Consider the following 24,979-nt stretch of genomic DNA (forward strand, 5'->3'; position numbering starts at 1 on the left):
TATTACAATATGAAGAAAGCTCTAATAACAACACTGGCTTTAGCTCTCACCCTTCCGAGTATTGCCGACGAAGGTATGTGGATGCTGACCGACCTGCAGAAGCAGAACGAAGTGGCTATGACAGAACTGGGATTACTAATCCCAGCTAACCAGATTTATAACCCCGACGGCATTGCACTGAAAGACGCAGTGATCCACTTCGGTGGGGGGTGTACAGGTGAAGTCATCTCTGCCGAAGGATTGGTATTGACCAACCACCACTGTGGCTATGGTTCTATCCAACAACACAGTACGGTGGAACACGACTATCTGACGGATGGTTTCTGGGCCATGAGCCGTGAAGAAGAACTTCCCTGCAAGGGACTTACCATCACTTATATTGATGAGATACTGGATGTGACTGATTACGTCAACGAACAGTTGAAGATAGATCCGGACCCGAATGGTACCAATTATCTCTCTCCCAAGTACCTGAAAGAAGTGGCCGAACGTTTTTCTTCCGAACAAGGCATTGCCCTGACTCCGGGACGCAAACTGGAGCTGAAAGCTTTCTATGGCGGAAACCGTTACTATCTGTTCATCAAGACTACGTATAGTGATATCCGCATGGTAGGTGCACCTCCTTCTTCCATAGGTAAGTTTGGTGCAGATACCGACAACTGGATGTGGCCGCGCCATACAGGTGACTTCTCCCTGTTCCGCATTTATGCCGATAAGGATGGAAAACCTGCGGAATACTCCAAAGATAATGTACCCTTGAAGGTAAAGAAACACCTTACGATCAGCCTTGCAGGCTACAAGGAAGGTGACTTCACGTTCGTTATGGGATTCCCCGGACGCAACTGGCGTTATATGATCTCCGACGAAGTGGAAGAACGTATGGAAACTACGAATTTCATGCGCCATCATGTACGCGGTGTGCGCCAAGAAGCATTAATGGAACAGATGCAGAAAGACCCCGCCGTACGTATTCACTACGCCAGCAAGTATGCTTCATCTGCCAACTATTGGAAGAATGCCATCGGTATGAACGAAGGACTTGTCCGCCTGAAAGTGCTGGATACTAAACGGGCACAACAGGAGCAACTCCTCGCCCGCGGACGCGAACAGGGTGACGACTCTTATCAGAAAGCATTCGACCAGATACGGGACATCGTCGCGCATCGCCGCCCTGCCCTTTATCACCAGCAAGCCATTCAGGAAGCATTGGTAACGGGATTGGACTTCATGCGCATTCCTAATACTTCTGCCATGCTGGCTGCTTTGAAGAACAAAGACAAAGCGCAGATTAAAACTGCCACAGATAGCTTGAAGATTGCCGCAGACAAGTATTTTGCCTCCGTACCTTTCCCCGAAGTGGAACGTATTGTTGCCAAAAAAATGCTGCAGACTTACATGCAATATATCCCCGCAGAACAACGTATCAGTATCTTTGAAGTGATCGATAAGCGTTTCAAGGGGAATAGTGATGCTTTTGTGGACGCTTGCTTCGACCACTCTATTTTTGGTAATAAAGAGAACTTCGAGAAGTTTATCCGCAAGCCGGGCTCTTATAAACTGGGCTTCGACTGGATGGTGTTGTTCAAGCATTCCATCACCGATGGTTTGTTGCAGACCGCCATCGCCATGGCAGAGGCCAACAAGAACTATAATGCCGCACATAAAGTGTGGGTAAAGGGAATGATGGATATGAAACGCAGTGCAGGCACTCCGATCTATCCGGACGCCAACTCTACCCTGCGTCTCACTTACGGACAAGTGTTACCGTATGAACCTGCGGACGGAGTGGAATATGGCTATTACACCACACTCAAAGGTGCCATGGAAAAGGAAGATCCCAATAACTGGGAATTCGTGATTCCTGCAAAACTGAAACAGTTGTATCAGGCAAAAGACTTCGGTCGCTATGCCATGCCGAACGGTGAAATGCCTATCTGTTTCATCGTGAACACGGATAATACCGGTGGTAACTCCGGCAGTCCGGTATTCAATGCCAAAGGTGAACTGATCGGTACAGGTTTCGACCGTAATTATGAAGGGCTTACAGGAGACATCGCTTTCCGCCCCTCATCACAACGTGCCGCCTGTGTAGATATCCGCTATACTTTATTCATCATAGAGAAGTATGCCGGAGCTTCACACATCATTAAGGAATTGACGATTGCGGAATAAAAGCAACTAAAAGTCCCTACGGACTTCCGATAATTCACCCCTACAAGTATCTGCATAGTACCTGTAGGGGTGTTTCTTTTAAGAAATCATTTCCATAGGAAAATGTTTCATTATAACAAGTATTCTAAAAAATAGCCAAAATATGCTCAAAACGGCCATAAAGGATAAAAGGGCGTGAACAATACATATCCGAAACTGTTTCTAACTACAGACAATAACACTAATTTTGTAGTAATAAAAAAACTTGTAGTACTAACAGAAAGGAAAAGATTATGGAAAAATTTGAAGAACTTATACAGTCAGAAAAACCCGTTTTAGTAGATTTCTTTGCTACCTGGTGTGGTCCATGTAAGGCTATGCACCCTGTATTGGAAGAGTTGAAAGGTCAAATTGGTGAAGCTGCCCGCATCGTAAAAATCGATGTTGACCAGCACGAAGAACTGGCTGCCAAGTATCGCATACAGGCAGTACCTACTTTTATTATATTCAAGAAAGGGGAAGCTGTTTGGCGCCATTCCGGAGTAATCAAAGGCAGCGAACTGAAAACTGTCATCGAACAAAATTCATAAGAAATAAAAAACATGAAGAAAATCTTAACAGTTGCCATTCTGCTATTTGCAAGTGTACTGACGTATGCCTGCACAGACAAGGCTCAGGCACAGCAAAAAGAACCGGAAAAAAAGGAAGCTAAGAGCGGGGAGGTCATCGTAATGAACAAGGATATGTTCATTAAGGATGTATTCGACTATGGGAAATCCCAGGATTGGAAATATAAAGGTGATAAACCTGCCATCATTGACTTGTATGCCGACTGGTGTGGTCCCTGTCGTATGACAGCACCGATCATGAAGGAACTGGCAAAAGAATACGCCGGCAAGATCGTGATTTACAAGGTAAATGTGGATAAGGAACGCGAACTTGCCGCATTATTCAATGCAAGCAGTATTCCTCTCTTTGTCTTCATTCCGATGGAAGGAGAACCGCAGCTTTTCCGCGGTGCAGCAGATAAAGCTACCTATCAAAAAGCCATTGAAGATTTTTTATTGAAAAAGAAATAGTAAAAGTCACAGGAGTCATGTATGAATGATGAGAGGCATATCTTTCCACTCATTATTGTACATCTCCGTGACAGTGTGATAACCGGACGCTTGCAGGACCGCCAAGGCTTGCAGGCGTCCGTTGTTTATACGCTCCGGGTAATGGGAATCACTGTTCACCTGCACGCGGATCCCCTTCTCCAGCAATACAGGGAAGTAGCGTTCGTTGGGATAGAAAGTACCCAATTCAAGATATGATTTCGTATTGACCTCTACAATATACCCCCTACGGGCAATGGCATCCAAATATTCTTGTATCAAATCATCGTACCAAGGCTCATCCAGCAGACCGGGACGGTAAGCAGCAGCATTATAATGCATTTTATCGGCATGCCCCACAACGTCAAATCCACCTAATTCTACCATACGCATCAGGCGTTCGTAATAGAGATGTACCACTCGTACCAAATTACCTCCGAACTCTTCGTCCACCAGTTTACGGAATTTATCCGCTGTAACATCTACATCCACAACCTCTCCTTTATCATTGTAAAGCAGGTGTACCGAGCCAATGCGATAATCCAATGGCAATTCTCGGAAACGAGCAACAGAAGGATTACTTTCTTCATTCAGATAGTCGATCTCCAAACCTATATACAATTCTATCTGTCCGGCATATTTAGCTTTCAGCCGACGAAATTCTGTCAAGTAATCATCCATGCAATCCCACTCCATGGTCCAGGCAGTAGGGAACGGCAACGGGGCATGAGATGAAAAGCCGTAAGACGTAAATCCTTCGCTCAGGGCAAAGCGGATGAAGTCTTCCATATTAGCACGTCCGTCACAATACAAGCTATGACTATGATAGTTAGTTAAATTTCCAGTTCTATTGCTCATAATCTTATCATTCTTCTATCTCACTAAGTTCCAGCCAACGCATGGTCTTCTCATCAATCAGATCGGTTACCTCAGGCAGACGTTTGGATTTCTCTGTCAGCTCGTCTACAGACAGGGTACCACTGCATAAAGCAGTTTCAATACTGGCCTTTTCTTCTTCCAAGGCAGCAATTTCCTGTTCCAGCTGTTCGAACTCTCTCTTCTCCTTAAAGGACATCCGTCGCTTTTCATTCAGACGTACTTTAGAAGTTTTGTCTTCCTGCGGTTTAGCAGCCTCTTTCTCTTTTTCTTTCTCTTGGCGGGCTTTTTCTTCTTTCCAGCTACGATACTGCGTATAGTTTCCGGGGAAATCACGAATGTCCGCCTGCCCATTGAACACCAACAAGTGGTCTACGACTTTATCCATAAAGTAACGGTCATGGCTAACCACAATCACACAGCCCTTGAAATTCTGCAAATACTCTTCCAGCACATTCAGAGTGATAATATCCAAGTCGTTGGTAGGCTCATCCAATACAAGGAAGTTAGGATTGCGCATCAGTACCGTACACAAGTACAGGCGGCGGCGTTCTCCACCACTCAATTTATAGACATAGCTATGTTGGGTTTCGGGGGTGAAAAGGAAATGCTGCAGAAATTGGGAAGCAGTCAGCTTCTTGCCATTACCCATTTCTATGACTTCGGCAATATCCTGCACCACATCAATGACCTTCATCTGTTCATCAAACTGCAAGCCATCCTGCGAGTAATAACCGAAACGCACCGTCTCACCAATATCGATTGTCCCACTGTCTGCCTTTACTTCTCCCATCAGGATTTTGATAAAAGTAGATTTACCGGTACCATTATTTCCCACAATACCCATCTTTTCATAACGGGCAAAGATATAAGAGAAATCTTCCAATATCTTCAGGTCACCGAATGATTTGTACACATGGTCCGCCTCGAATATCTTACTGCCGATATAGGACGCTTTCACATCCAGCTTCACATTGTCGTTATTGAAACGCTGCTTGGCTACTTTCTCCAATTCGTAGAAAGCCTCTTCACGATAGCGGGCTTTATGTCCGCGGGCTTGCGGCATACGGCGCATCCATTCCAGTTCTGTACGATACAGGTTGTTGGCGCGGGTGATCTCGACATTCGTTGCATCAATGCGTTCCTGCCGTTTCTCCAGATAATAACTATAGTTTCCTTTGTATTGATAAATCTGACGATTGTCTATTTCAATGATTTCGGTGCAGACACGATCCAGAAAATAGCGGTCGTGCGTCACCATAAGCAGGCTGAGGTTGGTGCGGCGCAAATAATCTTCCAGCCATTCAGTCATATCAAGATCGAGGTGGTTGGTAGGCTCATCCAGAATCAGAAAATCCGGTTCAGTGATAAGGGTATTGGCAAGTGCCACACGCTTCAGCTGACCACCGGAAAGGTGCTTTACTTGCTGGTCGAAATTACGTATCTTCAATTGAGACAGAATTTGCTTGGCCTTCTGCTCATAATCCCATGCTTTTTCATGGTCCATGCGTATCAGGATTTCATCGAGTCCCGGATGCCCTTCCGTCTCCATGCAACGTTCGTATTCCTTAATCAGTTCTACAGTACTGTTGCCATGATGAAAACAGGCTTCCAATACAGTCAGGTTTTCCGGATATTGCGGGTCTTGTTCCAAATACCCCACCCGGAGGTCACGGCGGAAAGATATATTCCCACTGTCATATCCCTCTTTTCCGGCAATGATATTCAGTAAGGTAGTTTTACCGCTACCATTCTTGGCAATCAATCCGATACGTTGTCCTTCTGCTACACCAAGAGCAACATTCTCAAGCAATACCAAATCACCAAACGATTTGGTCAAATTCTCTATCTGAAGATAACTAATCACAATTTAAGATTTATGATTTATAATTTATAGTTGGTGGGCGGATAATCAGAGCAAGGCTTTATAGGTTTCTGCCAAGTTGCAAGGCTCCCCTGCCTTCACTTTGCTCCACACTAATTTCATGGGGTCAATCCATTCTCCGGTAATAAGATTCTGTAGCACAGGAGCTTCACGATTACCATCTATCAGGGTCATCCACTCCAGGCCATCTACTTCATTGGCAAGAATCACACAGATGACAATACCGAAAGAGAGCCACGCTTCTTTCTTCTTCGGCCCGATAGTTCCACCATCGATGATCTGCTGCATACTGTCCAAATCTTCTTCCATTCCCTGGAAGTCTTTTTTCAGTTGCTCCTTCACAGTGGTTGTCACCCACTCAAAAGCTTCATTAATCTGATAGATTTCGGACAAACGGACAGGAATAATCTCTTCCGGATATTTCACTCCCTCTTTGCGTATTTCCAATGAAGCAATAACCGCCTCGGCTTCTGCCGCAGATGAACCCTTACTGACAGTAAAAGAACATTCGAAAGCAACATCGCCCATACCAGTAATCCAAAGGTGGGAAGTATAATAAGCTCCATCTTCCTCAAACATCTCTTTACTGTAAGCACATTCCATATTTCCTATCCTTACGGAAACAGCCGAAGGATTGTCTTTCAGTTCCTGCCGGATTACTTCCCTGGCATACGTCGCACTGCCTTTGTATGCAGAGATACGGAAATTTCCGGTCCATTCATTAGGATTATAGAAGAGAAAAGAGCCTTCTCCATCTTCAAATTCATTCCAGTCTGCGGGATACATCATGGAAAACCATGCCCCCGGAGAGATAAACTTCTTGCTTTGTGCCATTGTTATTCAGAGGTTAAAAACGAGGCCACCTGACCTCGTCCGGCAAAAGTAACACTACCGCCGTTGATATGCAAACAAACAGAAACAAAAAACAGCCGATTCTCACGAACCGACTGTCCCAATCATCATCTATGAATGAAGACCATTATAGTCTTCAATATCTTATTAAATCTCTATCAAATTTCAATGAAAATCATATTCTTGTTTTCGAGCGCAAAGATAATCAATGAAATACATCAGTTCCCAATATTTTAAGATATTTAAAATAACATTCTATAAACAAAGGAATTTTATAGACCAGTACAGCAAAAAAACAGCCGATTCTCACGAACCAGCTGCTTCAATCATCATTTATGAATGAAGACTCTTACTGTCTTCATTATATTAGCGGCTATCTAATATAACCGTAATATTCATCGTCTGTAGCACAATCCCACCAAATAGGATAGCACCAAATATTTGTTTCAAAAGCCTTTGAGTTGGCAGCTCCGGCATTCGTTGCATTATACTGTAATTCCAACGTGGCGGGCAACCTCCAACGACGCATCCAGTACATGGGGTCAGTAGGTGAAGTTCCGGTTATTTCCGCCTGTCCGGCAAATAGCGGTCCACGCTGATAACCGGGATATACAACACCGAAATTACCGATATTACCGGCACTGTAATTAAAACGACGCATATCATTCCAATTTTCAGCACTGCATCCCATTGCTAAGTACTTTTGTAACATAATGTCGGCCATAGTCAGACTGCCTTCATCCTGGCAAACAGCGTCACTCGCCATATAAGCAGCAATCTCACTGTTGTCCATCGGCCACATATCCTTATTATCATAACCGGCAGCTTTCCACTCTTCCAATTTTGTCTGCATCATATCTATGTGAACTTTAATGCCTTCTTTATAAGCAGCAAGAGCTTTCGTTTTATCACCTTTACGCATATAAACCTCAGACTTAATAAAACACATTTCATGATAAGTTAAAACTTCAAAGTCCGAATTAGGACGTATCTGGAACGACCCCGTAGAGCCAACAGCACCGGCAGATACAGCAGCCGTAGTCTGGAAATACCAATACATATCCATTTCACCTTGCCCACCCATGCCTGTAAGACAGGAGTTGTTACGCAAATTTACATAGATCGTATCCCCTGCATATATATAGTTAGTACTATTCACATAAGGAGAACCTTTAGGATAAGTCACAATAACCTTATTGCCATCCACTGTATACTTCTTACCTTTCAACGATGCAATAAATTCGTTACGCTTGCTTGCATCCGCAATCTCATACGAAATATCCTTATCGGCATCAGCGTAAACAGGAGATTGGATAGAGAGTTCTCCTCCAGCAGTCAAACGAGCCGATTCTCCATAGAAATCGACACCCACAGAACGTAACCAGTCATAGGACTGTACCTTACCATCTGCATTTAGTTTAATATTACACATGGCAGCCGGTACGATTTTAGTCATACGGGGATCTACCGTGCCTGCCCCACGCATATTGGTCAGCAAATCATAATAGTATTTCGAAAGCCTCTGGTTGGAACCGTAAGCAGCAACATTCCAATTGGAATTAGTCATCACAGGATCCTGAAGCAGATAATCTGTTACATCCGAAGAGCTATTATAGCATTTAACTAATATATTATCGCTGTTTGATTGAGGAGCTTTCGACAAACATTCTAAAATAGCATCCGGATTAAACAAATCTGCTTTTTTGGAAAGCTTCAATAAATAGCGAGCTTTCAAACCATAGCAAAGCTTTAACCACTTCTGGACATCACCAGCATTCCACATATCCCCATCTATCAATCTGGTAGCTGAAGTTTCCTGAGCCCTTCCAAAAAGTTCAATGGCCTCATCCAATTTGGCAATACATCCATTAAAGATTGTTTTCCCATCATCATAGGCAGGACTCGGTGAAGCACCTAATGCCTCTGTATAAGGTATCTCGCCATACAGGTCGAGCATTTCCATAAATCCCAAGGCATGGAATACATCGGCTGCGGCCATGTAGTGATAGGCTCCTTCCTGTTCTGCCTTCTTATACAAATCATTCAGATTGGCAGCAGTCTCCACAAACCAAGTCTGGTAAGGAGTGGTGGTGGTACCTGACGGGCATGCCCATGTGACACTCAACTTATTGTTATTACCATTATTACTATAAAAAACACCCGCCTGACAAGCTGTACGCATATTCACAGTACCGGCACTATACATATAAAATTTCTGAATCCAAGGTAAACGATTCGAAACCAAAGCGCTTTCATTATTGGGAGAATCCGGATCGACATTAACATCCAGCCACTCCTCACAGGATGTTGTGCTTAAAGTAAGCATACACCCCAGTGCTATATATTTAAAATACTTCATAGTCTTCAATTTTTTGCAGTTATTAGAATGTAAGATTAACGCCAAAAGAAAAACTGGATGTTGACGGAACGCTACAATAATCAATACCTGTAGCACCGGAACCGCCTGTACCACCAGCCGTACTAACTTCAGGGTCCATGCCCTTATAGTTTGTCCAAGTAAACAAGTTTGTTCCGGTAGCAGTTACCGATAATCTCTTAATAACATTCTGTCTTTTTATTAGCTTCGTGAAATCATAGCTGACAGATAAAGAGCGCAATTTCAACCAATTTACAGAAGTTATAAAGTTATAGGAGTTTGAACAATAGTTATCCCAGTATTTCTTTATCATGGCCTTACCGGAATATGTAACGCCATTGATATCATAACTTTGGTCAGCATAATAGGTCTGATTAATATCTGCTCCAGTTTTACTGTCTACTCCAGTCACCGTCACATATTCACGACCATTTTCCAAGGTGCGTTTGCTTAATCCATTTGACACCATATAGTATTCAGTACCGTTATATACATCACCGCCAATGCGGAAATCAAGCAAGAAAGAAAGCGTCAAATCCTTAATGTGGAATGTATTATTCAAACCACCTATAAATTTCGGTTCACGGTTACCGACAACTTCACTTGTAGAAGAATGAATTTTATATAACCCTGTAGTAGCATCTACCTGATATCTTCCGCCTATGATTTCTTGATTATCCTCTCCGGTAGTTTCATAAGCAAAACGACTACCAACCAATGCAAGGAATTTACCACCATTCGGAACAGAGGCAGCTTTTACCGTACCGAACTGCGCATCTGTCGGATAGAACATACTTACACCATCCAGAAAATCACCCAATTTACCACGGTTATAAGAAGTATTTAAAGTAATATTCCATTCAAAGTCTTTTGTTACAATAGGCTTACCGGTAATAGCTATTTCCATACCATTATTGATTACAGAACCTGAATTGATAGAAGACATTATGGAACCGTTTGCATTAGACAAACGAGGAGAAGCGATTTGATTTTTGGTCTGACTATGATAATAAGTATAGTCCAACCCTAAACGTCCACCTAAAAATCTCAATTCTGTACCTACTTCCCATGCCGTCTGGATCTCAGGTTTCAGATATGCATTGCCAAGCACATACTGATTTCCAACCCCGGTAAAAGAACCATAAGTAATAGGAGTTTCCAGATAAGTTAACGTGGCATAAGCGTTAGCATCCTTGCCGACTTGTGCCCAACTGGCACGTACCTTGCCGAAAGTAAGTATATCGTTCTTGCTAAACAGCTCGGTGAATACAAATGAACCGCTGACGGAGGGATAGAAATAAGAACGATTATCAATAGGTAAAGTAGATGACCAGTCATTACGACCTGTGACTGTGAGATAAGCAATATTTTTATAAGAAGCACGAAATTCACCATATACGCCTACCAGTCTTTTCTTTGATGTAGCATCTTTAAAGAATTGATTTTCTTTTGATATATTATTAAAGCTGATTGTACCTGCCGTAATAAAGTCATATCCCCAATGGGTTTGGTTATGACGCTCAGTACTTTCAGTAGTAGTACCTACCAATAAATTCAGATCGAAATCACCAAAGGTTTTATGGAAATTACTCATCACATTCGTTGAAATATAATTGTAAGTATAGTCACTCTTATTCAGACGACCATTCTGATACATTTCTTTTGCAACAGAGCCCGGAGCAATATAAGTATATGCTTCCGTCGTATATTGGTCGTAACCTACACGTGCTGAAACATCCCACCAGTCTGCTATTTTGAAAGAAGCATTTGCTGCACCGGTAAAGCGCTTTGTATTATCCGACAGCTTGTTTTTATTTATAATCCAATACGGATTTTCCTTATCGCTTGCCAAATCCAGACGACCATCAAACAAACGATATTTAGAACCATCCTCATTCAAGTACTTCGACATGTCTTCGGTCTGGGGCCAACTGTAAAGTGCAGTCATGGTACCATTACCACCACCGTCATATAAACCTGCGGAAGTTAATGTCTTATCTGTATCTGCTATAGAATAGGAAACGTTAGCACCTACCGTCAAACGACCATATTTCTGTTCACCATTAAAGCGGACTGTTGTTTTATTATAACCTGTTTTAGGAACAATACCCGTTTGATCATAATTAGATGCAGACAAAAAGAATGAACTATTTTTAGTTCCACCGGAAATGCTAACATTATTATCCCAAACAGCACCATTTTGGAAGAAGTCACCAATGTTATCATATAGTTGGGTACCGGAAGCGATTCTCTCTCCCCATGACAAGTAAGTCAAATCATCCAAAACACCATTATTTGAATAGTATCCACGGCCAAATTCCGTCTGAACTTCCGGTAGCTTAGTAGCCCATGAGCTACTCAACTTACTGGAAAAGTCAACTTTAACAGAACCTTCAGCGCCTTTTTTAGTAGTTATAATAATCGCACCATCGGCAGCACGCGAACCATACAAAGCAGCTGCAGCAGCACCTTTCAATATGGACATGGTCTCAATATCTTCCGGATTGATATCCATCACACGATTTGAGTAGGTTGTATTACTACGCGTCATACCATCAGTACCGCTATTCCCCACTACTTGTGTAGAGTTATCATAAATAATTCCATCCACCACAAACAAAGGCTGGTTCTCGCGACCTTCTGAAGTAGAATTACCACCACGAATGATAATACTTGCACCGGCACCTGCCGCACCACTACTCTGCGTAATATTTACACCTGGAACCTTACCTGCCAATGAATTAATAACATTGGTATTTTTGTTCTTCAATAATTCTTCTGAGTTAATATCAGATACAGCATAGCCTAAAGCCTTCTTTTCCTTTTTAATACCCATAGCAGTCACCACAACTTCATTCAAAGTCTGGGCATCTTCTTTCAAGGTCACTGTATATACATTTCCTGCACCTACCTTAACTTCAGCTGAAGTATACCCCACGAATGAAATTACTAATGTGCTACCCAACTGGGCATCTACAGAGAATCCGCCATCTACATTAGTAACAGTACCCGTGCCTGTACCCTTTACTAATACGCTGGCACCAATGATTGGCTCACCCGTTGCATCTACAACTTTTCCCGTGATTTTCTTTGCTTGTTGAGTACTTTGGGAACTTGGTGTATCAACATTTATATATAAGTACAACAAACGCCTATTTATTGTTATTTTTATATTATCTTCCGGAAAAGTACTTACTCTTTTTTTACTGGATACTGGACGACCTGATACTTACTTAATAATACATAACATCTCATTAATCTCACCGAAGAACCTGATATTGACTAAAAAGAATAATTGCATGAATAAATAAAAAATCAGCCAGCCTAATTATTAATAATCAAATATCAATATTCACATCAATTAAACCAGTTAAGTAATGAAAGTCTAATTGATTTCTATCTCAGCTTGATAATAACATTCTATATTTTTTAGAATTTATATATATAAAATATAAATATTACTATATTATTGTTTTAAGAGAATACAATCACATAGAAACTAAATACAACATATTCACCAATATTACAAACAATTATTTATAATATACTTTCAATATAACATATATATCAGCAGAAATAAATACAATATGATTTTTAGATAAAGTAGTATTTCATGTATTAAGAATGAAATATAAGTCTCAGCAAAGAAGAGAAATAAATATATTAGTATTCGTTTACATATTTTTAATACTTAATATAACACAAATATCAAACTAATTTATATTTTTGCAAACAAATCCAAATTATATAGCTTATGAAAAACAATTATCACTTATCATTAGTATTGCTTGTATTGTTTGGGATATCTTCTCCATATTTGGCTAAAGCAGCCGATCGAGAGAATACACCAAGTTCCCAAAGAACTTAACTTTACTATTCAATTTTACATTACTTTCCAATGGGCTGTATCTTCCTTCTCACATCCTTAGAAATCTCCAAAAACATGTAATTCAATTTCCCGGAATGTATTCCTTCTTCATTTTGCTTATACTTATTATTAGCGTATTGCTTTGACTTATCGAATGTTAGTCGTGACATTTGATTCTGTGATTTACCTACCATCGTTGAATCCAGCTTCTCATCCGGAAAGAAATCATCCAGATCCACATCTCCAATCATAGTAGTTTCAAGGAAGTTCATATTCTTGCGACCGGCATCTGTATAATACCCCACAAACATGTGTCCCGGAGTACGAACCAATATTGGTTCTATATTAATAGCACGAAGCAAGGAAGCAAACAGCACGCTACCATCCACACAGTTAATCTGCGAAGACTCCAGTGCATCATCAAACGTGCGAACACGCTGGGAAAAGACCACATTACTGGACAAACTGGTATTGGAAACAGAACTGTAACGGAAATTACGCTTTTGAAGCACGTTCCATAGAGCATAGACTTGCTTGTCCACCACTTCTGCATTGCCACCTTGATAGCCCAAGAAACGATTGACAATACGGGTATTCAGTGCTTCACGCAACAATTTGTCAATCATCGGATTCTCCTCATTAACGTATGCCGCAAAGAAAATTCCTGTATCATGAAACTTAGTCCCGTTCGTGACATACCCCAACAGACACTCATTGATGCTGCGAACTGAAAAAGTACGAACCCGCTGTCCCAAATCCTTATCATTCATTTCTACCTTAACAGCCACACTTACCGGTTCCGCCTGATTATTATTCTTCAGCGCTTCGTAATTCCAGATAATATCGGGATAGATCGTATATTCCGTCCGTGGTTTAGCCAACACAAACTCAGATACGGAACGGGAAAAGAACGGAGTTTCAGCAACTTCAATACGTACCCTGCTGTACGCCTTTCCTGAACGAATCCGGATAGAAATACAGGATTTAGAATTACCCACATATAAAGAATCAGCCGGAACAATGACCTGCACATCCGTTGTTGCTACAGAAAGGATACTGGAAGGAAAAATATTGCCTCCCAGCTCATCCGTTATCTCAAACCCGGAACGGAACGGAGCCGTATTCAGCCAAAAGGAACCTGCCACAACCACCACCAATAAAGCTATCAGAGCGGGCAAACGCCATTTATATCGCCGAAAATTTATATTAGTCAACTCTTTCATACCAATGTTATTTATATTAAGACAAAGGTAAGTATAAAAACTGGAATGCAAAAGTAATAGTTTACAGTTCTTCACTCTACCAAAACCGGATCAACTCCGTACCATCTCCGTACCTATACGTTTGGACTTGATACGGCTTTGACACGGTCTTGGTACGGACTTGGTATGTACCGGATGACCTTCAGCACATACTAAAATGTAACCGAATTGTAACACGTGTTTCACTTTCCCGTAACAAAAACACCGCATCTTTGTCGCTGAAAAGAAATAAAGTATAACTTTGTGGTAGGAGAATTTGTTTTGAATACCTCATATTAATTAGAAAAAGCAATGAACGATTATCGTATTTTAGTTGTAGACGATGAAGAGGACCTTTGCGAGATCCTGAAATTCAACCTTGAAAATGAAGGGTATGAAGTGGACACGGCCCATTCTGCCGAAGAGGCATTGAAAATGGATATCGGTAGCTACAGCTTGTTGCTACTGGACGTGATGATGGGAGAAATATCCGGTTTCAAAATGGCCAGCCTGCTAAAGAAAGATAAGAAAACCGCTCAGGTACCTATTATATTCATCACTGCCAAGGATACGGAAAATGATACGGTAACCGGCTTCAATCTGGGAGCTGATGACTACATCTCCAAACCTTTCTCTCTGCGTGAAGTCATCGCACGTGTCAAAGCTGTATTGCGCCGCACCCAACAAGGAGAACAGGAACGGGCACCGGAGCAAATCAGCTACAAAACATTAGTCATTGATATTGTGAAAAAGAAAGTTAGTATCGATGGGGAAGAAGCCCCTCTCACCAAAAAAGAATTTGAGATATTACTTTTACTCCTCCAGAGCAAAGGACGCGTATTCTCCCGCGAAGATATACTGGCACGGATATGGAGCGACGAGGTCTATGTACTGGACCGCACCATCGATGTGAACATCACCCGTTTGCGTAAGAAAATAGGTATTTATGGAAAATGCATCGTAACTCGCTTAGGATATGGATACTGCTTCGAAGCTGAATAATACCACACATTTCCTGTCGTTCAGCCGAAGGTTATTTCTTTCGGTCATTTCACTGTTTCTGGTATTTGCCGGATGCTTCTTGGCGTATCAATACCAACGTGAGAAAGAATACAAGGTAGATCTGCTGGATATACAGCTACAGGACTATAATGAACGGTTGCACCAGGAGCTTGCCCGCATTCCGGACAGCTTATGGAACACCACACTGGAACGATACCTGCAAAAATACATCAAACAGGATTTACGTATTACGGTAGTTAATGTACAGGGTGACGTATTATATGACAGCTACGAAAATCAGAAATTAGGCAATCATATCAACCGCCCGGAAGTGCAAAAAGCACTGGCAGAAGGAAAAGGGTATGATGTACGCCGTACTTCCGAAACAACGGGAGTGCCCTACTTCTATTCCGCCACACTCTATGAGGGCTACATCATACGTTCCGCCCTCCCCTACGACCTGAACCTTGTAAGACACCTTGCAGCAGACCAGCACTATATCTGGTTTACCGTCATCGTATCATTGCTATTAATATTCATCTTCTACAAGTTCACCTCTAAACTGGGGACAGCCATCAATCAGCTACGTGAGTTTGCCAAACGTGCTGACAAGAATGAGCCTGTGGAAACAGATATGCAATCCGCCTTCCCGCACAACGAACTGGGAGAGATTTCACAGCATATCATCCAGATATACAAGCGACTGCGTGAAACCAAAGAGGCGCTATACATTGAGCGGGAGAAGTTGATCACCCACTTACAAACCTCACATGAAGGATTGGGCGTATTCAATAAGGACAAGAAAGAAATCCTGGTCAACAACCTGTTCACACAGTACAGCAATCTGATTTCAGACTCCAACCTGCAAACAACAGAGGAAATATTCTCCATCAGTGAGTTCCAGAAAATCACGGATTTCATCAACAAAGCTCCCAAGCGTCCGGGCAAGGAAGAAAAGCGTATGTCTATCAGCATCAATAAGAATGGACGTATGTTTATTGTGGAATGTATTATATTCCAGGATTTAAGCTTCGAGATATCCATCAATGACATCACTCAGGAAGAAGAGCAGATCCGCCTGAAACGCCAGTTGACGCAGAACATCGCACATGAACTGAAGACTCCGGTCAGTAGCATACAGGGATATTTGGAAACCATCGTCAACAATGAAAACATTTCCCGGGAAAAGATGCAGACATTCATAGAGCGATGTTATGCCCAAAGCAACCGGTTAAGCCGACTGCTACGCGACATCTCCGTATTAACGCGTATGGACGAAGCCGCCAACATGATCGACATGGAGAAAGTAGACATCAGCCTGTTGGTAGGCAATATCGTAAACGAGGTATCCCTGGAACTGGAAGAAAAGCATATCACCGTAGTCAACTCCCTAAAACCGAAGATACAACTACGGGGAAATTACTCCCTGCTATACTCCATTTTCCGCAACCTGATGGACAATGCCATTGCTTATGCAGGCACGGATATACGCATCAACATCAGCTGTTTCCGCGAGGACGAGAACTTCTACTACTTTAGTTTTGCCGATACCGGCGTGGGCGTCTCTCCCGAACATCTGAACCGCTTATTCGAACGCTTCTACCGGGTGGATAAAGGACGTTCACGCAAACTGGGCGGTACAGGATTGGGATTGGCTATCGTAAAGAACTCGGTAATCATCCATGGAGGTACCATTTCGGCCAAGAACAACCAGAGGGGCGGATTAGAATTCGTATTCACCCTGGCAAAGGAAAAGTAAGAAACGGTTTGCACTAATCACTTTTTTCCTTATCTTTGCGATGCATTGGTTTACTGTCTTTGTTCGGAGACGGTAATTAAAAGGGAATCAGGTGCAAATCCTGAACAGTCCCGCTGCTGTAAGTTTCATGATAGGTTGCAGGCAAACTACCAATAGCCACTGGAAGTCCGCTTCCGGGAAGGCGCCTGGCAACAGAAACAAGTCAGAAGACCTGCCATGCACTGTTTCTATCACTGCTTTCGAGGAAAAAGCGTTGAGTCTAAATGAAACGGGCAAATCGTCCCCTCATTTCATTCATCCACTCGGCTTCAAAGAAAGTAAGGAACAATAAACTCTGCCAAGTTTATTTGAATGGTGTCCGGTCGAAGGGATTTCGCCCGGACATTTTATTCTGTAACTTTCCCAAAACAAATTTCATCATCCGCGTGTTATACATGCAGTAAACAATCAATACGAAGAGTTATGGAAGCAGATTATAAACTGATCGACAATGAAGAACGTCACCAATATGAGTTCCATGTCGATCAATATACTCCAAAGATTGAGTATATAAAATCAACGAATGGGGAGATTTACCTGACACACACCGAAGTACCCACTCAACTGGGTGGTAAAGGCATCGGCAGCCAGTTAGTAGAAAAAGCATTAAAAGATATAGAAAAACAAGGACTAAGGTTAGTACCTCTCTGCCCGTTTGTAGCGGGATACATTCACAAACATCCCGAATGGAAAAAAATTGTAATGAAAGGTATTCACATTCAACAATAAATAGTTATGAATATAAAAAAAGAATATACGAACGGGGAAGTGACCATCATCTGGCAACCCAGTCTGTGCCAACATGCGGGCATTTGTACCAAAACCCTTCCGAATGTGTATCATCCGAAAGAAAAACCGTGGATAACGGCTGAAAATGCAACGACGGAAGAATTGATCGCTCAAATCAAGAAATGCCCGTCGGGAGCATTAAGTTACAGAATGAATAACGAGAAAGAAGATAAATAAAAGAAATGAGGTTACCCCTTCAATATATGAATCCGGGTAACCTCATTTGTATTATGAAAAAGAAAGCAGTTATGTACGTTCCAATTGAACAGTGAAATGACGCATCAGGGGAGCCTCCCAAGTAATACGGACTCCATTAGTAATACTTTCACGACGGTCGAAAACATTCTTCAACGCTACTGCTATCACGTTCATGTGATTATCCGTATATACGCGGCGGGGAATAGCAAGACGCAATAAATCCAATCCGGTAAAACGGTTCTCACGAGTAACCGGATCACGGTCTGCCAGAATATAACCGATTTCACATCCTCTGATACCGGCTTCAAGATACAATTCAACCGTTAGAGTCTGTGCCGGGAATTCATTCTTCGGTACATGCGTCAGTACCTTCGTTGCATCCACAAAAATGGCATGTCCGCCTGCTGGACGCTGATAAGGAATACCGTATTCATCCAACTTCTTTGCCAGATATTCTACCTGACGGATGCGGGTTTCCAGATTATCAAATTCCGTATTCTCATCCAGTCCTGTGGCAAGTGCATTCATGTCACGACCATTCATACCACCGTAAGTAAGATACCCTTCATATTGCACGCAAAAGCCTTTGGCACCTTCGTACCAATCTTTTTTTCGTGTAGCAATGAAGCCTCCCATATTGACGATACCATCCTTCTTGGCACTCATAGTCATACCATCTGCCAGTTCGAACATCTCTTTCGTAATTTCCTTGATTGTTTTACCGCTATAGCCATCTTCACGCATTTTGATGAAGTAAGCATTTTCCGCAAAACGTGCGGAGTCAAATAATACAGGTTTATGATACTTATCCGCAAGAGCACGGACTTCACGAAGGTTCTGCATGGATACGGGCTGTCCGCCGGCCGTGTTGTTCGTAATGGTAACGATGATAAACGGTATACGGTCAGCATGCTCCTGCAATGCTTTTTCCAATTTCACAGGATCGACATTGCCTTTAAAAGGTATTTCCAACTGAGTATTTTTCGCTTCATCGATGGTGCAATCCAAAGCAATGGCCTTCCGGCCCTCAATATGCCCTTTGGTGGTATCAAAGTGAGAGTTACCCGGAACAATATCTCCCTCATGTACCAGGTAAGAGAAAAGCACATTCTCGGCTGCACGTCCCTGATGGGTGGGAATGACATATTCAAAACCAGTCAGACGGGTGATCACTTCTTTCAGGTTGAAGAAGGAGGAAGCACCTGCATAACTTTCGTCGCCCAACATCATCGCTGCCCATTGGCGATCGCTCATTGCTCCCGTACCGGAGTCGGTTATCAAATCGATATATACTTGCTCGGATTTCAGCTGGAACACATTGTAATGGGCTTCTTTCAGCCACTGCTCACGTTCCTGGCGGGTACTCTTCCGAATGGGTTCCACCATTTTAATTTTCCAAGACTCTGCAAAAGGTAATTCCATAGTGCTTGCTTATTATTTTGACATTTAGTTAACAAAAAGACCCGTAGAAAATCTTCCACGGGTCGAATATAAGCATTTATACAGGATTAAACAAAAGTTTTACTATCTTTTTGTCAACAGTTCATTCCTTTGACAGAAATTTCTTCTTCTCCTTCTTACTCATCTCCCGCACAACAATCGCGACAGGATGCCAGGACTTATACATCACACGAGGTTCAGGCTTGCCTACTTCCTCCTGGGAAAGACAAAAATCAGGTACATACGAGTAATCCGGCCTATCAGGACAATAGATACTGAAACGCAAATGGGAACCTTGCTTGTAGTTCTCACCGCCAATGATGCCAAGCGGCTGTCCCGGAATCACCTCTTCACCCGGAGAAACAAAGATCCCTCCATTCTGGAATAATTTATAACGGGCAAAAGTTCCGTCCTTATGGAAAACTTCCAGATAATTTTCCGTTGCATGAAACGATGTATTTTCAGAAGTGGAAGCGGCATTATCAACAACCTCGGTCACAAGTCCGCCACGGGAAGCAAAAATGGTATCACCGGCAGTAGTAGAAAAACCAAGTCCCGTAATTCGTTTCTCTCCTTCCTTCCCAAAGAATTTCTCTAAAGACACCATCCGGTTAACCCGAACCACCTTACCAGGCGCTAAAGGGAAAAGGTATACAAAGTTAGTATCTGCCTTCAAACGGTTATTTCCTTTTCTATAGGTATAGCGATAGGAGAATCCAATCGGAACATTTTCCGTAGACGGACGCAAAGTCAACAGCCGTGTTTTGCCATAATGAATGACGGCATCATAAATCTCCCCCTCGGTGGAAGTCGTATTACTCAACCGGGAAAAAGTCATAGATACCGTATAAGGCGTATGCGACTGAGTTTCGGAATAGAAAGTCACTTCCCCCTTGGCAGACCGTTCATAACTTACCGTAACAGTCTTATTCGACTGTGCATAAACCAACAGAGGCAAGCCAAAAAGAAGAAGACAGAAATAGCGTTGTAGTTTCATAGTATCATGTTTTTAAAATTAATCGACTTGCCAGGTCAGCACAAAGTCCGGATGCAGGAGATATCGGATCTCAAATTTACGCTGCTCCGGCGTTCTGTACTCTTCAGCTGAGAAAGCTCCTTTTTCAGTAACCGTAAAAGGGAAAATACGGAGATGTTCACGGAAATCAACCTCCGGCGTGTTCATGCACTTGAACATCACTTCTTTGGCCGACCAATGGAGCAACAACGCCCAGGTATCCGTTCCCTGATACGAAGAAAGGGGTTCATCAGCACGCATATATTTATGCGCCACCTTATGCACCCGTTCACCGTATTGCTCTATATCAATACCCACTTCCTTACCAGCTTCACCGATAATCACCGATACATATCCACGCGTATGAGAAATACTGATAGATGCAGATTTATCTGCCAGATACGGCTTCCCGCTGGGATAGTAAGCAATTTCCTTTTCCTCTCCCAATAGAGTGAACAGCAACACACGAACCGACAGCCACTCCAAACGGCGATGTTCAGCAGAGAAACGCTGCAACCCTTCCAGGTATGTTTCCTGTTGCGGAAGCATATTCAGCAGTTCATCCAGCGTTTCATCCATCTTCCAGACTCCCCACTTGTAGGAAGGATACGTATGTTGTATGAAAAGAGGCATCTTATTTTATAAATCAATCTTTCTTATCGGAATCCGACGGAGGAGTATTGATGGTGAACTTCACTTTAAGAATACGGCGGTTATCCATCTCCAAGACTTCAAACTCATAGTGATCGTAAGTAACCTTTTCATGCAGGGTCGGAAACTCGCCTTTCAGCTCCAGCAATAATCCTGCAAGCGTATCGGAATCACCCGCCACCTCATCAAAGACTTCCTCATCCACCTTCGTAATCTTATAAAAGTCCGTCAACTGCGTTTTGGCTTCAAACACCCACGTATGATCGTTCAACACTGCATACGTACGTTCTTCGTCATCATATTCGTCGTGAATCTCCCCGACTATCTCCTCGATGATATCCTCCATCGTCACAATTCCCGACGTACCGCCAAATTCATCAACCACAATAGCTATATGAATCTTATTGGCCTGAAAATCACGCAGCAAATCGTCAATCATCTTAGTTTCCGGAACAAAATAGGCCGGACGTATCAGCGATTGCCAACGGAAGTCTACCTTATTCAAATGGGGTAACAAGTCCTTGATATATAAGATACCTTTGATATTATCCCGGTTCTCGGAATAAATAGGAATGCGGGAATAAGCATTTTCGATAATACATTGCAATACATCCTTGAAAGGCGTGCGGATATCCAGATCGACTACGTCCAGACGGGAAGTCATCACCTCCTTCGCCGTTTCACCGCCAAAACGAATGATACCTTCCAGAATATTATTCTCTTCTTTCAGTTCCTCCTTATCCGTCAATTCAAGGGCATGGGAAAGTTCGTCTACCGAAATATTATGGTTTTTACGGGCAAAATGCTTATTCAGGAACGAAGTGGAACGTACCAGCATAGAAGCTACCGGATAAAAGAGGGAACGAAACATCCATATACCCGGAGCGGAAAAACGACAGAAAGCCAACGTCTTCTGTGCTGAATAAATCTTCGGCATGATTTCGCCGAAAAGAAGCAGAAGGAAAGTCAGGATGACGGTCAGTATCAGAAATTCCGCAATAGGAGAATGAAACTCAAACACACTCATGAAAAAGAAGTTGCAGAGCATGATGATAGTCACATTCACAAAATTGTTTGTTATCAGAATGGTTGCCAGCAACCTTTCCGTATCCTCCAAAAGTTTACTAATTTTCTCATCCGATGGGTGTTTCTTCTCATCAATGGCACTCAAGTCGGATGGAGAAAGAGAGAAAAAGGCTATTTCTGAAGCTGAGGCAAAGCCTGATACGAGCAACAGCAAACCTGCCAACACAATGGCGATAATTGCCGAAATAGTAGGGCTATGTACGGATATACCATTAAAAACATCTGCCAATTGGCATAAATAAGCGTCTGGGTCCAAAGATCTTGGTTTTAGTTAAACAATTAGAACGGTAAATCGTCCGTTGTATTATCTTGTGCAGGGGTTGCCTGCGATTGTGCCATGGGTTGTGCGGGAGCACCTTGTGACATCCCCGGTTGCGGAGCGGCAGCACCCGGTGCAACAGTTCCTCTGGGGCTCAGCATCTCCATAGAGTCCACAAAGATTTCCGTAACATAGCGCTTTGCACCAGTCTGATCATCGTATGAACGGGTACGGATTTTGCCTTCCACATAAAGTTTATCCCCTTTATGCACATATTTTTCGGCTGTTTCTGCCAGTCCGCGCCAAAGTACCAGATTGTGCCATTCCGTCCGTTCGGGTACCTGCGTACCGTTAGCCAATGTGTATGCACGGTCTGTAGTAGCCAAAGGCAAAGAAGCCACAGCGATACCGGAATCCAGGTATCTTACTTCAGGGTCTCTACCTACATTTCCAATCAATATTACTTTATTTACTGACATAAGCCTTTTTTCTTTTTATTTGAATTTGCTGCCAAAATTAAACAGAATAATCACACAATGCAAGAGTTAGCGCAACTTTTATAGATATTTCTCCAGAAAGGCATGCACCAGGCGAGAGACTGCATATTGCTCCAAATCCTCTGTTTTCACCCGCTGGAAGGCAGAAAAAGAAGTGGAATTTTCCGGTAAAACAACTTCATAGAAATTGGCATAAATCACCCTGTGAGAGAGCACATGCTTCACATTTCCACTGATTAAGCGTAGTCCCGAAGCCTCCCCGTCTGCAAAAAGCGCACATACCTGCGGCAATTCACGAAACTCTTCTTCCGTCACAGGCACTTCCGTTTCTACCAGCGGAAATTCGAAAAGATTTTTCCAGATATCATCCCCTGTCCGCTTATGTAAATAGGTACACGCGCCCACACGTACATATATATAGTTAAAATAACGATTGGTGGTTTTCGTCTTATGCTGTTTTACGGGCAACTTCGTTATCGTACCCTCCTTCAGGGCGGAACAACTGTCCGCCAAAGGGCAAAACAGGCAATTCGGCGATTGCGGTGTACACTGTATGGCACCGAAATCCATTATCGCCTGATTGTAAACGGCAGGCTGCGATTTATCCATCATCTCCTCTGCCAAAGCAGCAAACAGCTTCTTGCCTTCCGTACTGTCCACCGGCGTATCGATGCCGAAATAGCGCGAAAGCACACGATAGACATTCCCATCCACCACAGCATAAGGCATACCGTAGGCAAATGAACAGATAGCCGCAGCAGTATAGTCCCCTACCCCCTTCAGCGCACGCACCCCTTCATAAGTAGTCGGAAAAACACCATTCATGCTTTTTGCCGCCGCATGCAGATTGCGCGCACGGGAGTAATACCCCAGTCCTTGCCAGCATTTCATCACCTCATCTTCCGGTGCTTTGGCCAAGGCTGTCACATTAGGAAAACGATGGATAAAACGCAAAAAATAATCATAACCTTGCACGACCCGGGTCTGTTGCAGGATAATCTCCGAAATCCATATAATATAAGGGTCGATGGTATCCCGCCAAGGCAATTCACGCTTGTTTTCGGCATACCAGGCTATCAATTTCTCACTGAATATATTCATCTCTATTACAGATAGTTATAAAAACACAAAAAGGGCTACACCTTTCGCCCCGGATGACTACACCCTTTGCCATTCAGGGCTACACCCTTTGTACAAAAGGGTGTAGCCCTTTCAACGACACAAAATTAGCTCTTTTTCCCCCTAACAAACCTTAATCAAAAGACTTTTTTAGAAAATTGTCCAGAATATATTTTTTAGAGAGCGTAAAAAGCTATATATTTGCAGTCCAAAAAATTAGGAAACTATAGTAATAATATTTTTTTTTAAGAAAAATGACTAAAGCTGATATTGTAAACGAAATTACAAAGAACACCGGGATTGACAAAGTAACAGTGCTTACTACGGTTGAAGCGTTCATGGACACAGTAAAGGCATCTTTATCGAAAGATGAAAATGTTTACCTCCGCGGGTTTGGTAGCTTCGTAGTGAAGAAAAGAGCACAGAAAACTGCTCGTAACATCTCCAAGAATACTACGATTATCATTCCGGAACACAACATTCCGGCATTTAAGCCTGCAAAAACATTCACCATCTCCGTGAAGAAATAATAAACAAGAGTATTAACCTATTAAATTATTGAAGCTATGCCTAGCGGAAAGAAGAAAAAAAGACATAAAATGTCTACGCACAAGCGTAAAAAAAGACTAAGAAAGAACAGACATAAAAGCAAAAAGTAATTTTTAGTCTGGAGGACAGAAATAAAGAACAAACTTGTGAAGCTATTTGTCTCGCGGGTTTGTTCTTTGTTTAAGTAGTAATTTGTAGTCAACAAGGTTACTTATAACCTCGTTGACTT

At 42.5% G+C, this 24,979-nt stretch carries 20 protein-coding genes and 1 riboswitch; of the genes, 8 read left to right on the forward strand and 12 right to left on the reverse strand.

All coding sequences use genetic code 11. The features are described from left to right. Positions 1-9 precede the first annotated feature (9 nt). The 3 genes from BWI44_RS21480 to BWI44_RS21490 all read left to right on the forward strand — a co-directional run bounded on the left by BWI44_RS21480 (position 10) and on the right by BWI44_RS21490 (position 3,230). Positions 10-2,172 carry a S46 family peptidase gene (locus BWI44_RS21480; protein WP_115501672.1) on the forward strand — a complete coding sequence of 721 codons (2,163 nt, stop codon included), beginning with the start codon at positions 10-12 and terminating at the stop codon, positions 2,170-2,172. A 272-nt stretch (positions 2,173-2,444) separates the two neighbouring features. Continuing rightward, entirely contained in the window at positions 2,445-2,741 is a 297-nt protein-coding gene (gene trxA / locus BWI44_RS21485; RefSeq protein WP_007664018.1) for a thioredoxin, read from the forward strand. Between the two features lie 12 nt (positions 2,742-2,753). Continuing rightward, positions 2,754-3,230, forward strand: a complete 477-nt coding sequence (locus tag BWI44_RS21490) for a thioredoxin family protein (protein WP_007664019.1) — start codon at positions 2,754-2,756, stop codon at positions 3,228-3,230. 15 nt (positions 3,231-3,245) lie between these two features. On the opposite strand, the gene BWI44_RS21495 is transcribed toward BWI44_RS21490, so the two are convergent. From BWI44_RS21495 to BWI44_RS21520, 6 genes are all read right to left on the reverse strand, one after another. After that, positions 3,246-4,106 carry a histidinol-phosphatase gene (locus BWI44_RS21495; protein WP_195208154.1) on the reverse strand — a complete coding sequence of 287 codons (861 nt, stop codon included), beginning with the start codon at positions 4,104-4,106 and terminating at the stop codon, positions 3,246-3,248. A 7-nt stretch (positions 4,107-4,113) separates the two neighbouring features. Next, complete coding sequence (locus tag BWI44_RS21500) at positions 4,114-5,991, reverse strand: ABC-F family ATP-binding cassette domain-containing protein (RefSeq protein ID WP_286816377.1); 1,878 nt, start codon at positions 5,989-5,991, stop codon at positions 4,114-4,116. A 45-nt stretch (positions 5,992-6,036) separates the two neighbouring features. After that, positions 6,037-6,843: a DUF3805 domain-containing protein gene (locus BWI44_RS21505; protein ID WP_044534236.1), complete on the reverse strand. Its 807-nt coding sequence runs from the start codon at positions 6,841-6,843 to the stop codon at positions 6,037-6,039. A gap of 391 nt (positions 6,844-7,234) precedes the next feature. Then, complete coding sequence (locus BWI44_RS21510; RefSeq protein WP_044534235.1) at positions 7,235-9,220, reverse strand: SusD/RagB family nutrient-binding outer membrane lipoprotein; 1,986 nt, start codon at positions 9,218-9,220, stop codon at positions 7,235-7,237. 22 nt (positions 9,221-9,242) lie between these two features. Continuing rightward, a complete protein-coding gene (locus BWI44_RS21515) occupies positions 9,243-12,383 on the reverse strand; it encodes a SusC/RagA family TonB-linked outer membrane protein (RefSeq protein WP_229036026.1) in 3,141 nt (1,046 codons plus the stop codon). A gap of 743 nt (positions 12,384-13,126) precedes the next feature. Then, positions 13,127-14,329 (reverse strand): hypothetical protein, encoded by a 1,203-nt coding sequence (locus BWI44_RS21520; protein ID WP_195208155.1) that lies wholly within the window; start codon positions 14,327-14,329, stop codon positions 13,127-13,129. 330 nt (positions 14,330-14,659) lie between these two features. On the opposite strand from BWI44_RS21520, the gene phoB reads away from it, so the two are divergent. The 4 genes from phoB (at position 14,660) to BWI44_RS21540 (ending at position 18,113) form a co-directional block, all read left to right on the forward strand. After that, complete coding sequence (gene phoB / locus BWI44_RS21525; RefSeq protein ID WP_007664025.1) at positions 14,660-15,349, forward strand: two-component system response regulator PhoB; 690 nt, start codon at positions 14,660-14,662, stop codon at positions 15,347-15,349. Further along, positions 15,324-17,108: a two-component system sensor histidine kinase PhoR gene (gene phoR / locus BWI44_RS21530; protein WP_195208156.1), complete on the forward strand. Its 1,785-nt coding sequence runs from the start codon at positions 15,324-15,326 to the stop codon at positions 17,106-17,108. Before phoB ends, phoR begins: the two co-directional genes overlap by 26 nt. A 28-nt stretch (positions 17,109-17,136) precedes the next feature. Continuing rightward, a riboswitch (cobalamin riboswitch) is annotated at positions 17,137-17,341 on the forward strand. 229 nt (positions 17,342-17,570) lie between these two features. Further along, the gene (locus BWI44_RS21535) at positions 17,571-17,876 is read left to right on the forward strand and encodes a GNAT family N-acetyltransferase (RefSeq protein WP_195208157.1); all 306 of its coding nucleotides are present in this window, start codon (positions 17,571-17,573) and stop codon (positions 17,874-17,876) included. Between the two features lie 6 nt (positions 17,877-17,882). Then, a complete protein-coding gene (locus BWI44_RS21540; RefSeq protein WP_195208158.1) occupies positions 17,883-18,113 on the forward strand; it encodes a (4Fe-4S)-binding protein in 231 nt (76 codons plus the stop codon). 69 nt (positions 18,114-18,182) lie between these two features. Here the strand turns inward: BWI44_RS21540 and tnaA are convergent, their stop codons facing one another. From tnaA to mutY, 6 genes are all read right to left on the reverse strand, one after another. Then, positions 18,183-19,556, reverse strand: coding sequence for a tryptophanase TnaA (tnaA, locus tag BWI44_RS21545; RefSeq protein WP_007664030.1), 1,374 nt, complete (start codon positions 19,554-19,556; stop codon positions 18,183-18,185). A gap of 121 nt (positions 19,557-19,677) precedes the next feature. Next, a complete protein-coding gene (locus tag BWI44_RS21550) occupies positions 19,678-20,571 on the reverse strand; it encodes a M23 family metallopeptidase (RefSeq protein ID WP_044533393.1) in 894 nt (297 codons plus the stop codon). Between the two features lie 18 nt (positions 20,572-20,589). Further along, on the reverse strand, positions 20,590-21,222 hold the full coding sequence (locus BWI44_RS21555) for a 4'-phosphopantetheinyl transferase family protein (RefSeq protein WP_195208159.1): 633 nt from the start codon (positions 21,220-21,222) through the stop codon (positions 20,590-20,592). A gap of 13 nt (positions 21,223-21,235) precedes the next feature. Further along, entirely contained in the window at positions 21,236-22,582 is a 1,347-nt protein-coding gene (locus tag BWI44_RS21560; RefSeq protein ID WP_195208160.1) for a gliding motility-associated protein GldE, read from the reverse strand. 23 nt (positions 22,583-22,605) lie between these two features. Beyond that, the gene (locus tag BWI44_RS21565) at positions 22,606-23,064 is read right to left on the reverse strand and encodes a single-stranded DNA-binding protein (protein ID WP_007664042.1); all 459 of its coding nucleotides are present in this window, start codon (positions 23,062-23,064) and stop codon (positions 22,606-22,608) included. A 78-nt stretch (positions 23,065-23,142) separates the two neighbouring features. Next, entirely contained in the window at positions 23,143-24,183 is a 1,041-nt protein-coding gene (mutY, locus tag BWI44_RS21570; RefSeq protein ID WP_195208161.1) for an A/G-specific adenine glycosylase, read from the reverse strand. A 272-nt stretch (positions 24,184-24,455) separates the two neighbouring features. Between mutY and BWI44_RS21575 the strand changes: the two genes are divergently transcribed. Next, the gene (locus BWI44_RS21575) at positions 24,456-24,731 is read left to right on the forward strand and encodes an HU family DNA-binding protein (protein ID WP_007214495.1); all 276 of its coding nucleotides are present in this window, start codon (positions 24,456-24,458) and stop codon (positions 24,729-24,731) included. The last annotated feature ends 248 nt before the right edge of the window (positions 24,732-24,979 follow it).

The organism is Bacteroides sp. Phil13, assembly GCF_001940965.1.
GTDB classification, from domain to species: Bacteria; Bacteroidota; Bacteroidia; order Bacteroidales; family Bacteroidaceae; genus Bacteroides; species Bacteroides intestinalis.

Coding starts and splice junctions, on each gene's coding strand:
- BWI44_RS21480 (WP_115501672.1), top strand. CDS start 10: ATGAAGAAAGCTCTAATAACAACACTGGCTTTAGCTCTCACCCTTCCG.
- trxA (WP_007664018.1), top strand. CDS start 2,445: ATGGAAAAATTTGAAGAACTTATACAGTCAGAAAAACCCGTTTTAGTA.
- BWI44_RS21490 (WP_007664019.1), top strand. CDS start 2,754: ATGAAGAAAATCTTAACAGTTGCCATTCTGCTATTTGCAAGTGTACTG.
- BWI44_RS21495 (WP_195208154.1), bottom strand. CDS start 4,106: ATGAGCAATAGAACTGGAAATTTAACTAACTATCATAGTCATAGCTTG.
- BWI44_RS21505 (WP_044534236.1), bottom strand. CDS start 6,843: ATGGCACAAAGCAAGAAGTTTATCTCTCCGGGGGCATGGTTTTCCATG.
- BWI44_RS21510 (WP_044534235.1), bottom strand. CDS start 9,220: ATGAAGTATTTTAAATATATAGCACTGGGGTGTATGCTTACTTTAAGC.
- BWI44_RS21520 (WP_195208155.1), bottom strand. CDS start 14,329: ATGAAAGAGTTGACTAATATAAATTTTCGGCGATATAAATGGCGTTTG.
- phoB (WP_007664025.1), top strand. CDS start 14,660: ATGAACGATTATCGTATTTTAGTTGTAGACGATGAAGAGGACCTTTGC.
- phoR (WP_195208156.1), top strand. CDS start 15,324: ATGGATACTGCTTCGAAGCTGAATAATACCACACATTTCCTGTCGTTC.
- BWI44_RS21535 (WP_195208157.1), top strand. CDS start 17,571: ATGGAAGCAGATTATAAACTGATCGACAATGAAGAACGTCACCAATAT.
- BWI44_RS21540 (WP_195208158.1), top strand. CDS start 17,883: ATGAATATAAAAAAAGAATATACGAACGGGGAAGTGACCATCATCTGG.
- tnaA (WP_007664030.1), bottom strand. CDS start 19,556: ATGGAATTACCTTTTGCAGAGTCTTGGAAAATTAAAATGGTGGAACCC.
- BWI44_RS21550 (WP_044533393.1), bottom strand. CDS start 20,571: ATGAAACTACAACGCTATTTCTGTCTTCTTCTTTTTGGCTTGCCTCTG.
- BWI44_RS21555 (WP_195208159.1), bottom strand. CDS start 21,222: ATGCCTCTTTTCATACAACATACGTATCCTTCCTACAAGTGGGGAGTC.
- BWI44_RS21565 (WP_007664042.1), bottom strand. CDS start 23,064: ATGTCAGTAAATAAAGTAATATTGATTGGAAATGTAGGTAGAGACCCT.
- mutY (WP_195208161.1), bottom strand. CDS start 24,183: ATGAATATATTCAGTGAGAAATTGATAGCCTGGTATGCCGAAAACAAG.
- BWI44_RS21575 (WP_007214495.1), top strand. CDS start 24,456: ATGACTAAAGCTGATATTGTAAACGAAATTACAAAGAACACCGGGATT.